Here is a 12342-nt window from a genome sequence, read left to right on the forward strand (position 1 = left end):
ATGTATTATTACGTGAGCGAAGGGCTTTTTATATGATATCGCCCTTAATCCTCGTGTATAGAGCTCGCAATGGCTTGTAGTCTTTTCATTTAGAAAAGACTCTACATGGGACATATGAGTACCGTATCAATCTCGTAGGATATAAGGAGGAAATAACATGACAAATCGCCGACTATTTACTTCAGAATCGGTAACTGAAGGACACCCGGACAAAATGTGTGACCAAATTTCGGATGCTATTCTAGATGCTATATTGGCAGAAGATCCAAATGCACGTGTTGCATGTGAAACGACAATTACAACAGGACTTGTCCTCGTTGCAGGAGAAATTACTACGACAACATATGTCGATATCCCGAAAGTTGTGCGTGAAACTGTTAAAGAAATTGGTTATGTACGCGCGAAATACGGATTTGATTGGGAAACATCTGCAGTTTTGACTGCGATCGATGAACAATCAGCCGACATCGCTGCAGGCGTTGACCAGGCACTTGAAGCGCGTGAAGGTTCGATGACAGATGATGAACTTGAAGCAATTGGAGCTGGTGACCAAGGTTTGATGTTCGGTTACGCTTGTAATGAAACACCGGAACTGATGCCGTTACCAATTAGCCTAGCTCATAAATTATCATTCCGACTTGCACAAGTACGCAAAGATGAAACCCTTACGTATCTGCGTCCAGATGGAAAAACACAAGTGACTGTTGAATATGATGAAAACAATAAACCAGTACGCATCGATACAATTGTTATTTCAGCGCAACATCACCCTGAAATAACACTTGAGCAAATTCAGCGTGATATTAAAGAATTCGTCATAAACCCGGTTGTACCAACTGATTTAATCGATGAAGACACGAAGTACTTCATCAACCCAACTGGCCGCTTCGTAATAGGGGGACCTCAAGGAGATGCAGGTCTTACTGGCCGTAAAATCATCGTTGACACGTACGGTGGTTATGCGCGTCATGGCGGCGGTGCGTTTTCTGGGAAAGATGCGACGAAAGTGGACCGCTCGGCTTCATATGCGGCACGTTATGTTGCGAAGAACATTGTCGCTGCAGGACTTGCAGATCGATGTGAAGTGCAACTTGCTTATGCAATCGGTGTTGCACAACCTGTATCGATTTCTATCGATACATTTGGAACAGGCACAGTCGAGGAAAGTAAACTTGTTGAGCTTACGCGTGGACTGTTTGACCTTCGTCCAGCAGGCATCATCAAAATGCTTGATCTGCGCCGCCCAATTTATAAACAAACAGCTGCATACGGTCACTTCGGCCGTACAGACATTGATCTACCGTGGGAACAAACGGATAAAGCTGATGCATTGAAAGAGTTAGCAGGGAAATAATGTAGTGTAAACACTGAAAGGCAGGATTTCCCTGTTTTTTGGTGTTTTTTCTGTTTAGGATGTTTGATTTAGCGGGCGTCATAGAGTGTAGCGAATCTGTCGTACACTCTCATCACAGGAGCTATAAACAAATGATACAATTGTTATAAAGTGAAACCTGATCGGAGAGGAGAGAGCGTCGGGCTATGAGTTTAATAGGTTTGTTACTACTGGTTGGGGTTGTTGCGTTATTTGTGTTAATTGGTTTAGTAATCTTTTTATTTATAAAAAAATAAGAGCTGCCTTCAAAGGCAGCTCTTTTATTACTGTTGTAAATTCTTGTAATACTGCCCTTTTTCGGCATACTCCTGAACAATCCGTTCCATGTCCGCACGATCGTCGTCATTCAGCTCACGCACGACTTTTGCTGGCGACCCGAGTGCTAGCGTATTCGGGGGAATCTTCTTACCAGGCGGCACGAGACTGCCTGCGCCAATGAATGCCCCTTCGCCAATTTCAGCACCGTCCAAAACAATGGAACCCATACCGATAAGCGCTCCTTTTTTTACCGTACAACTATGTAACGTTACTTGGTGCCCAATTGTCACCTCATCTTCAAGAATAAGCGGAAACTTTGGGCTTTGATGAAGGCAGCATAAGTCTTGAATATTTACTTTACGTCCAATAATTGTTGGAGATACGTCACCCCGGATTACGGTATTAAACCAAATTGTCGATTCAGGACCAATTGTCACATCACCTGAAATCGTCGTGAAGTCGCCAATGAAAACGGACGGATCAATTACAGGCGTTTTTCCTTTATAAGGATAAATCATGATGCTCTCCTCTTTTCTTTAGGTAGTGTATAATTATCGTAACAAAGATTAGGTTTTTATTGTAGATAAATAGGGAAATATATAGATAAAAGAACTAGATAGATGAGGGGAAGATGACCATGTGGAAATGGGAAGCGGAAGGGCCACCAAAAGCTGTCGTGGCCATCGTCCATAATGTGTACGAACATCATAGTAGAAATGCATGGCTTATTCAGAAACTAAGAAACAGCGGTTTTCATGTCGTGACAGGAGATTTACCTGGACACGGGGCGGAAGGTGTCGGAAAAATTCACGATGAACAATTTGATGCCTACGCTAAATTTGTGGAAAAATTAATAGCGGTCGGTCTCGATGATAATTTACCTTTGTTCATTATTGGACATGGAATAGGTGCCACCTTCGTAATGCGTCTTTTACAGCGAAAGAAAATTGAATGCGCAGGGGCTGTTTTTAGTTCCCCATGGCTAGCATTGCGTCATCAGCCACCTAAATTTTCGAACGTATTGACAAAATTCTCGTCATCCATGAAATTGAATCATGAAATTGACATTGAGATGTTAACACGCAATAGTGATTTATATGAAGAAGCTAAGCAAGATGACTTTTATAACGATGAATTCACCGTAGCCTGGTATAAAGAGTTACAATCATTCATGAAATTGGTTGCGCAGAGTGAAAGAAGTGTTCATGATATCCCAGTGCTTATGCATATTGCGGAAGAGGATAAAATAACAGACATAGTGCTTGCTAAGAAATGGTTTATCCGACAGGAACTTTCTGAGTTTCAATATAAGCAATGGAAACGGCTGTACCATGACGTTTATCAGGAACCAGAGCGCGAGGAAGTATACTTATATACGGAATCATTTATGAATAATGTTCTAAGGTCGCTAGGGTATGTCGTATAGGGAATACTTGGAAATGGTTTGTGAGTAAATGTGAAGAGGGAGGTGTTTACGATTACGATAATTGGGTTTGTACGACATGGCGTTACCGCGTGGAATAAAGAAGGAAGGGCACAAGGAAGTACTGATGTCCCACTTGATGATGAAGGAATTGAGATGGCACACGGTGTAGCTCAAAGACTTTCTGGTGAACAATGGGATGTCATCTACACAAGTCCTTTAATTCGTGCTGCAAAAACAGCTGAAATCATCGCGGACAGTATGCCTGATATCCGTCTCTTATCGGACAATCGCTTGCGGGAATCAGGGGGTGGCCTGGTTGAAGGATTGACGGAAATGGAGCGAGTAAAAAAATGGGGGCACTCATGGAGACAGCTGGAACTCGGTTTCGAACCGCAGGAAGAAATTATTTCACGCGGACTTAATTTCATAGAGGAAATAAAAGAATTGCATCCAGATAAACGAATCTTAGTCGTCAGTCATGGAGGATTTATTGGTCGATTGATAAAAGAGCTTGTCCCTTACAAGGATTTAGCTATGGATCTGGAAAACACATCAGTCACTATTATTAAACTGCAAGAAGATCGAAACCTATGCGAGCTGTTTAATTGTACGAAACATTTACAACGTATTAAGTAAGCATTTAAAACGCCAGAGAATGGCGTTTTTTATTTTGCGTATATTTAATAAGTCGAAATACATTATATTATTTAAAATATTCTATCATTCTAGTGACTATTAGACTATAATCAAAAATATAGTCTAATGAGGTCAGAATTTATGAGTGAAGTATGTCGAATCAAAGTAGAAGGAGGTAAGTGAAATGAAATCGATTAAAGCAAAAATTATTGTCAGTGTAATAGCGTTATTTTTCATTATCCTTACGGTAGTAAACTTGTTCGTTAATCTTCAAATGCAAAAGCAAACGGAAAATGTACTTATAAATCAAAGTGAAGTTGCCGTGCAGGAGATGAGTCGATCGATTGAAAACAGTATGTTGCAATATGAAAAAACGCTATATTTGCTTACCGAAAATCCGGAAGTCACATCATTTATAGAGACGCAGTATGGCACCGGAAGTGATAGCGAATTAAGTCGAGGCATCGAAAAGGTCTTTAATGATTATATGGGACAAATGACGGATACGGATTTAATGTATTTTGGATTCGAAAACAAATATACCAAATTTGTTCCCCATCTCGTTATCGATGGATTTGATCCGACTAGCCGCGTATGGTATACAGCAGCTAGCGACCAACCAGACAAAGTTGTATGGTCGGATCCATATGTCGATGCAGCGTCAGGTGGATATGTTATTACGGCATCTAAAGCGATGAAACGAAACAATTCACTTGTTGGTGTTATTGGGGTAGACATTAGTTTGGGAAATATTACTGATAGTGTATCCAAAAGTGAATTTGGATTTGGAGGCTACCCATTCTTATTTGATAGAAATGATGGGGCAATCGTTCACCCTCATTTACTAACAGACAAAGAGGAATTGGCGGATTTATCTTATTTAACGGCATTATTTAACGAAGAAAAAACTAAGGGAATCGGACAATACAATGAAGATAAGAATGAAATGGTCGGCGTTTTTACCGAAGTCCCGCATTTCGGTTGGACAGTTGGTGCCGCGTTCAATCAAGATGCAATTGATGGTTCAGTTAGTCAAACTAGGAACTTAATCATCATAACTTTCATATTAGCAGGAATAGTAATGATTGTTGTTCTTTGGTTCTTAATATCAAGAATTGTTAGTCCTCTCGGTGAAATTCGTACAGCAATGGATAAGGTGACGGAAGGAAACCTTAACGCATACGCGGATGTGAAATCGAAGGATGAATTTGGTCAACTTGCAAACAATTTTAATGCTATGACTTCAAAAGTTCGTGATGTTATTACATTGGTTAACCTTTCTGTCGATGAAGTTCGTTTAGCGGCAGAAAGCTTAAGTGCATCCGCAGAAGAGACGAATGCCGTTAGTGAGCAGATGGCGGGGGCTATCGATGATATCGCATCAGGTGCAACGAAATCCGCACATGATACAGAAGATGTGACGCAAACAGTTGGCTATTTAAGCGAACAACTAATAGGGATTCAAGAAAAAGCGAGCATTATGACAGGCATTGCAATAGAAGCTGAAGAGGTCAACAAAAGTGGAGTCAGCCAAGTCAATCAGCTACAATTGTCGTTCGATGGCTGGAAGACAAATCTGCAATCGATGGCGGATGTCGTTGGAGATTTGGAAACGAAAGTTGGAGCAATCGGAATTGTCATGGAAACGATAACTCAAATTTCCACGCAGACGAACTTGTTGGCGCTTAATGCGAGCATTGAGGCAGCACGTGCTGGCGAACACGGTAAAGGCTTTGCGGTCGTTGCTGATGAAGTGAGGAAACTAGCTGAACAATCTGCACGAGCTACAGATGAAGTAAAAGCGACCGTTCAAGAACTTCAAAATGGCTCCCACCAAGTTTCGAGGCAAATGAGGGAAACGGGGGAGACATTTGAGGAACAAGGAAAAGTCGTGCTGGCTACACAAATGACGTTCGGAGACATTTCCAAACTCATGAATAAGCTTGAACAGTCCATCAGCAGTGTCTATGACGAAGTAAATAAGGTCGTTGAACATAAGGAGACGGTTATGGAGACAATTGAAACTATGGCGGCGACAGCTGAAGAAACAGCTGCGGCAAGTGAAGAAATTAGTGCATCGACGGACGAGCAGCTTCGGGCAATCCGTGAGGTAGCACAAGCCGCGGATACATTGGCGGGGTTAAGTGACAATCTGCACACCGCCATGAGCCATTTCAAAGTTTAATAACAATTAGCTGCCGGGAAATTGGAAGGTTTTTGTTTAGAGTTAAAATTAATCTTAATCTTAATCATCTTGCGGTTCTGTCTTTGGACGGAGCCGCTTTACTAGTAGGCGGTATAACGGAATCGGTAAAATACTTAATGGTTTTGCTACTATAATCTTTGTACTATACAGTCGGCGCTTAACGAATAGAAGATTCTTCCAACAACGCTTTGTCGCTTTGTTATGGTCTCACGCAATAAGCCCGATAGTAGATTGCTGAGGAGGGATTGAACTGCATCCCTCTACTTCGTCTCACACTTGTTGCTCATTCGCTAAATTCGTTCGTAAAACTGGTGAGGTATACCACCTTGTTAATCTTAATATGTAGTGCAGATATTATTTTTAACTTTTTTGGATGCCTTCAATGACTATCACTAAATAGCAGGCGACCTTTATTTCAAACGATGTATATTTTTGGGTCCATAATGGTACCGACAGGATAAGGTATGCTATATTTATGTATAAGTATCAGTTTTTCTGTCGAACATTGTAAGACAGTTTCTGAGAATGCTAGGTTATATATGTATTCTTATTTATCCTTTCAACACCGTTTGTTCATGTACCCTACTAATCAGTGGATAATTCGTCTCAACGTGATAGGTGAACTTACTTGAAAAGATGAATTATGAAGCATGGATAATACATTGAAAAGGGGAATTATCTTTTGAACACTAAAAAACTTTCGTTATACGCTACAGCACTATTATCGACGGCACTTATATTAGGTGCGTGTACCGATAAAGAGATAGTAAAGAACGCTCCTACGAATGAGGAAATTCAGAGCGAGTTCGGTTTCCGTTCATTTGACTTAGATATAGATACAGTCAAGAAGAGAGATGCAATTGAAGCTTCATTTGACTTGGATATGTCCGAAACCGAAGCAGAATACAAGAACAAATTAAATAACATTAAGCTATCAGGAGATAAAGCTTATAGTGAATTGCAACCGATTTTTAAAGAGCTAGGTTTAACAACAGACATGTCGAGAGAAGAAGTAATAGAAAAGGTGTCCAAAGCATTTGGTGCAGAAGATTACGCGGAGTTTGATCTGGAAATTGAATTCACAGATGGAAGTGAGCAAGAATTTTCGGATATGAAATAATAAACTACCGGGAGAATTCTAGTTTTCGGGGTAAATAGTACGCAATATTCAAAGCGCCGAACCTCAAAAGTTCAGTGCTTTTTGTTTTTATCATATACAACTAGTTACTTTGCCTATCCAATAATTTTACGACCGTTATAAGTGGAAAAGTAACACGGAATTAAAGAGATGAATGATTAAGTTTTATTGAATTGACGAAGGCATTTTTTTCACTTACCTAACATTGTGGTGAACGAAGCGCGATTGTTATAATAAGAATCTTTTAAGTTGGGCAGGAATTTATCATAAAGAATAGAATATAGAGCATAGTAGTCTATAAACGCATAGTAACGTTATATGGTAAATAATATGAATTATATAGTAGACGGGGGTATTGTATGAAAGAAGGCGGCAAAAGTGAGCTCATTTCGTGGATACAATCAGTAGCAATTGCATTCGTCATTGCAATCGTCATACGCCAATTTTTATTTACACCAGTCGTCGTATCGGGTCAATCGATGCAGCCGACTTTTGAAAATGATAATAAAATCGTCATCTCAAAAGTGTATAAGATTGATCGTTTTGACATGATTGTTTTCCATGCTCCGGATTCAGAGGACAATTTCATTAAGCGGGTAATTGGTCTTCCGGGAGATGTCGTCGTCATGAACAACGACAAGCTTTATATAAATGGCGTGGAATATGAAGAGGACTATGTGCAAGAGAATAAAGCTGGGATTTTCGAAGGCCAGAAGTTAACACAAGACTTTAAAGTGGAAGTGCCTGAAGGCTATTTATACGTGCTTGGAGATAATCGAAGAAACAGTACAGATAGTAGAATCATCGGTTTCATCGATGAAAAATCAGTTATTGGTTCAGTGAAGTTCAGGTTCTATCCATTTCGTGAAATGGGAATACCAAAATGAAAAATCACTCTAAATGTTCCATGCTCATTGGAATTGACGGTCTTGGCGGATCGGGAAAAACGATGTATGCCTATAAATTGCAGCAACAGTTAGAGGGCTCAGTGATCTTGCACCTTGATGATTTTGTACACAAAAAGGAAGTCCGTTATAACGAGAATTATGAAGAATGGTATTGCTATTATCATTTACAATGGCGGTATGATTATTTAATACAAAAATTACTGCTACCATTGAAAAGTGGTTTGGATGTGAATGAGACAATCGAAGTGTATAACAGAGAAACTGACAGTTATATACTGCGGGAAATTGAAATCCCCGCGGGAACAACAGTAATCGTTGAAGGGGTTTTTCTACAACGTCCTGAATTGAGACCGTATTTTGAAATAGTCGTCTATCTAGAGTTGGATCAAGAGACGAGGTTAAAAAGGATTACAGATAGGGACATCTATATGGGGAATAAGAAAGAAATCGCTTTAAAGTACGATCAACGGTATTTCCCCGCGGAAGAAAAGTATATAGAACAATGCAATCCATTAGCTTTGGCAGATATAGTTGAAAATGAAGTGAAAGAGGGGCTAGTATGACATTTCCAGTTTTAAATGCGCCGCGACTTCGATTGACTAAAGTGGAATCAGGTCATGCGCCTGCACTATTCACCATTTTTTCAAATCCACAAGTAGTTAAGTATTATGGGATGGACCCGATGTACGAGTTGGCTCAGGCGGAAAAAATTATTGAGCATTTCAAAAGTACTTATGAAACAAAAAGAGGAGTGCGCTGGGCGATTACGCTAAAAGACGGGAACCAGTTTGTAGGCACAATTGGATTGAATAACTTGGCACTTGGCATGAAAAAAGCGGAAGTTGGATTTGAAATACATCCGGACTTTTGGAGAAGCGGTATTACCTCTGAAGCATTACAAGCGGTTTTGGATTATTCATTTGATGAACTTGGGCTGCACCGTATGGGGGCAGTCACATTTCCTGCAAATAGTGCATCTATCGGACTGTTAGAGAAGAATGGATTCTTGGCAGAAGGAAAGTTAAGAAGTTATTTATTCCAAAATGGGCATTCCCACGATGCGTTGATATTTTCAATTTTGCACACTGAATGGAAGATAAATCAGTAACGACACCCCAAGTACTCTGCATATAATTTTGAGACCACTGATAAAGCCCATTAGCTTAACGAAGCGAACCTTTCCCCAATGATATCGAGGAAAGATTCGCTGTTTCCTGTTCCATTACGAACAGGAGGTTGCTTTTTTTCTATTTGGGGCATGGTAATACGCTTTGCAACACCCTCCTATGACTTTCCAGGTAAGGTTTTTCATCTGCTTATCATTGAGGTAAATCTGCATAATTATTCATGTAAACAGGTCTGACGTTCACCAAAAAGCTCGTAAGTCCAACGATGTATTTTCGTGTATAAAGAAAATGAAGTACCATAGGCGATGAACGGTAAGGGGGCATGGGATTGTGTCAACTGCGCCGAGAACCGGATGTTCATGCACATACAAGGCAGTTAAGATATTTCCATGAAGATATAATGAAATTATTTGGATATTAAATTGGTAATAGGAGGTGAAAACGTGGGTAAATTTAACACGTTTTCATATTTATTTTTATTTCTCGCAGTAATTACACAAATTAGTGATTTTATATTTTCTTCATCTGAATTTTACTATAATCATTATCTTAACTTCACTCTGCTTATAGTTATAGTAAGTCCAATTATCGGAATTATTTTAGGTTCATTTGGAAAAATAGGGGATTATAAACTGATAGCTATTGTTTTAAATGTCGGCTTTTTTATCTCTTTCTCACTTTTAGCATTATTAAACTTATGGATTATTACTTTCGGTAAATAAAACTTCAATTGTATGTAAATATGAATCGGCTGCCTTAGGGTAGCTTTTTCTTATTGAGTAATGGAGTTAACTACTTCCTTGAAGTGGTGTTATGTTGATCATAGGTGCATGCAGCATACAAACCCGTTCAGTGTTGAATTCGACGTCATTTACAAAGACCCTACATCATATATTGCTTGGTGAGTACACAAAGAATGCATTCCAATGAGAGGATTCTATGACTTGGAAAAACCGGAACAAAATCAAGGTACGTACGCAAAAGTGCCACAGCCCATCTGAAATGAAGGTGCTGGAGGCTATGATACCGGTCCACGGGATATTATGCGGGATCTTGAAAACCTTGACTTGTTAGTTCCACCTGAAACGGATGCTGGCTTGCTTTCTAATATGAAATTTTCGTTCTCCGACACTTCTATGACATTAAATCACGGGGGTGGTCACGGGAAATCACTGTCAGGGAACTACCCATTGCGACCACGCTGGCAGGTGTAAATATGAGCTTGACCCCCGGCGGTGTTCGAGAATTGCATTGGCATCAACAAGCAGAATGGGCCTATATGATAGTAGGTCGGGCGCGAATTACGTCAATCGACTCAGAGGGGCAAAATTTCATTGCCGACGTAGGACCAGGCGACCTATGGTACTTCCCCCCTGGGCTCCCACACTCAATTCAGGGATTGGAACACTGTGAATTTCTGCTCGTCTTCGATGACGGTACCTTTTCTGACCTTAACACTTTATCCATCTCCGATTGGTTTGCACATACTCCCAAAGTTGTGCTGTCTGCCAATTTCGGAGTACCAGTTAGTGCATTTAACCACATTCCTTCGGGGCAGGTCTATATCTATCAAGACAAGGTTCCCGGTCCTTTGGAAAACGAGAAGGTTCAGTCCCCTTATGGAACCATTCCTCAAAGCTTCAAGCATCAGTTGCTAGCGCAAACACCAATTAAAACACCTGGTGGAAGCGTACGAATTGTAGACTCTTCTAATTTCCCTATATCGAAAAATATCGCAGCTGCACTTGTTGAGATTGAACCAGGCGCGATGAGAGAACTACATTGGCATCCGAATAACGATGAGTGGCAATATTACCTAACTGGACAGGGACGCATGACGGTATTTGCTGGAAATGGTATAGCTCGTACATTTGATTATAGAGCTGGTGATGTAGGCTATGTCCCATTTGCTACTGGGCACTATATTCAGAATACCGGTACTAAAACTTTATGGTTTTTGGAAATGTTCAAGAGTGATCGATTTGTTGATGTGTCATTAAGTCAATGGATGGCGCTTACCCCTCGCGACCTGGTTAGAGACAATTTGCATGTTGGACCAGAATTATTGGATGCGCTACGCAAAGTGGAATCGCCGGTCGTCAAATACCCGGGGTTTTCCTACTATCCTAAATAACGACTGAAAATGGCATCAGTACAAAGTTTTGCAGATAAATGTTATGATACCGATGGCATTGTTGCGCCTTCGGTTTTTCATGTATTTCCCCAATATTTCATTTTCCATATTCTTTTAGTTTCAGACGGGAGGTAATTACTTCCTATGTCTGGTGTATACAAGCCTGTTCAGCAATCGATTCTCTGTTTTACAGTTTGATCTCGTGGAGCTAATCCAGTTTCTTGTTGAATTAACGAGTAGCTTTAATTGAAAATCATTAAATTAAGAAAGGTCTATTTCTCTTACAAAAAATAGACCTTTTCAAGTGTGTATGCTGCATGCACCTTAGTTAACAACCCCTCCTTAACGTAAGTAGTTAACTCCATTGCAAAATAAGAAAACATACAAAGATCAGTAGTACTAACCATTGCCTTGGTCTGCACTACTGATCTTAGTATGTTTTATAACTTGCGTCCTCTGCTACTTAATAGGCAATAAACCTTTGCCGGTTGTAATATAGATTTTTCCATCTATTTCAACCGTTTTCACTTTATTTTCCTTCAAGCGAATTATGCCACGTTCCTCCACTACTTTTGATTCTTTTTTAAAGAGAACGGGGGTAATAGATTTATATATAATGTACTTGGTATAAAAAATATCAGAACTTTTTTGTGGTGTTTGTGAATTCCTCTTTTCAGAGATAAAGTATGGTTTTGAAAGAATATCATTACTTTCTACATACGCATAATAATAAGACGGTAGTAAAAACGCCCTAAAACAACAAGTTGTTACAATGATTATTACAAAAAATGATAATGTATCTGCTGCCCGTATATTTACATCTTTTTTAACTGAAATTATGTAAATTGCAGAAGGAAAAGAAAAGACAGCGATCAATAAAAGCCATTTATCAATACTAGTTCTATTGACCACAATAGTCCATCCAAAAAACTTCATTATAAAAAGAAATATAACGATGGAGGCTAAGCTTAATAAAGCAATATAAATCTTTTTCATTTTTTCACTCCCTTAAAAATACTAGTTATTCCCAATAATGGCATACTCATTGTCTTCTCTTACAAAGACTACCGAATAACGAGAATATACCAAAAAATCAATTCGGTTATACCTAACCAA

At 39.6% G+C, this 12342-nt stretch carries 11 protein-coding genes and 1 pseudogene; 10 read left to right on the plus strand and 2 right to left on the minus strand.

Annotated features, from left to right (window positions below; all coding sequences use genetic code 11):
• Positions 1–157 precede the first annotated feature (157 nt).
• Positions 158–1354, plus strand: coding sequence for a methionine adenosyltransferase (metK, locus tag MKX62_RS13265; RefSeq protein ID WP_067206517.1), 1197 nt, complete (start codon positions 158–160; stop codon positions 1352–1354).
• A gap of 302 nt (positions 1355–1656) precedes the next feature.
• Here metK and MKX62_RS13270 read toward each other — a convergent pair whose 3' ends face one another.
• On the minus strand, positions 1657–2169 hold the full coding sequence (locus tag MKX62_RS13270) for a gamma carbonic anhydrase (protein ID WP_187046942.1): 513 nt from the start codon (positions 2167–2169) through the stop codon (positions 1657–1659).
• Positions 2170–2288: 119 nt separating this feature from the next.
• On the opposite strand from MKX62_RS13270, the gene MKX62_RS13275 reads away from it, so the two are divergent.
• The 9 genes and pseudogenes from MKX62_RS13275 (at position 2289) to MKX62_RS13315 (ending at position 11226) form a co-directional block, all read left to right on the plus strand.
• Positions 2289–3077 (plus strand): alpha/beta hydrolase, encoded by a 789-nt coding sequence (locus tag MKX62_RS13275; protein ID WP_067206522.1) that lies wholly within the window; start codon positions 2289–2291, stop codon positions 3075–3077.
• 42 nt (positions 3078–3119) lie between these two features.
• The gene (locus MKX62_RS13280; protein WP_335339517.1) at positions 3120–3713 is read left to right on the plus strand and encodes a histidine phosphatase family protein; all 594 of its coding nucleotides are present in this window, start codon (positions 3120–3122) and stop codon (positions 3711–3713) included.
• 184 nt (positions 3714–3897) lie between these two features.
• On the plus strand, positions 3898–5898 hold the full coding sequence (locus MKX62_RS13285) for a methyl-accepting chemotaxis protein (RefSeq protein ID WP_187046943.1): 2001 nt from the start codon (positions 3898–3900) through the stop codon (positions 5896–5898).
• Positions 5899–6601: 703 nt separating this feature from the next.
• Positions 6602–7039: a YusW family protein gene (locus MKX62_RS13290; RefSeq protein WP_187046944.1), complete on the plus strand. Its 438-nt coding sequence runs from the start codon at positions 6602–6604 to the stop codon at positions 7037–7039.
• Between the two features lie 377 nt (positions 7040–7416).
• The gene (gene lepB / locus MKX62_RS13295) at positions 7417–7944 is read left to right on the plus strand and encodes a signal peptidase I (RefSeq protein ID WP_067206530.1); all 528 of its coding nucleotides are present in this window, start codon (positions 7417–7419) and stop codon (positions 7942–7944) included.
• Positions 7941–8528 (plus strand): AAA family ATPase, encoded by a 588-nt coding sequence (locus MKX62_RS13300; RefSeq protein WP_187046946.1) that lies wholly within the window; start codon positions 7941–7943, stop codon positions 8526–8528. Before lepB ends, MKX62_RS13300 begins: the two co-directional genes overlap by 4 nt.
• Complete coding sequence (locus tag MKX62_RS13305) at positions 8525–9073, plus strand: GNAT family N-acetyltransferase (RefSeq protein WP_340741607.1); 549 nt, start codon at positions 8525–8527, stop codon at positions 9071–9073. Before MKX62_RS13300 ends, MKX62_RS13305 begins: the two co-directional genes overlap by 4 nt.
• Before the next feature lie 462 nt (positions 9074–9535).
• Positions 9536–9814 carry a hypothetical protein gene (locus MKX62_RS13310; RefSeq protein WP_338653315.1) on the plus strand — a complete coding sequence of 93 codons (279 nt, stop codon included), beginning with the start codon at positions 9536–9538 and terminating at the stop codon, positions 9812–9814.
• 204 nt (positions 9815–10018) lie between these two features.
• Positions 10019–11226: pseudogene (locus MKX62_RS13315) on the plus strand (oxalate decarboxylase family bicupin).
• 459 nt (positions 11227–11685) lie between these two features.
• On the opposite strand, the gene MKX62_RS13320 reads toward MKX62_RS13315, so the two are convergent.
• Positions 11686–12222 (minus strand): hypothetical protein, encoded by a 537-nt coding sequence (locus MKX62_RS13320; protein WP_067206548.1) that lies wholly within the window; start codon positions 12220–12222, stop codon positions 11686–11688.
• Between the last annotated feature and the right edge of the window lie 120 nt (positions 12223–12342).

Origin of the sequence: Sporosarcina sp. FSL K6-5500 (assembly GCF_038005665.1) — a bacterium.
Lineage (GTDB): Bacteria > Bacillota > Bacilli > Bacillales_A > Planococcaceae > Sporosarcina > Sporosarcina psychrophila.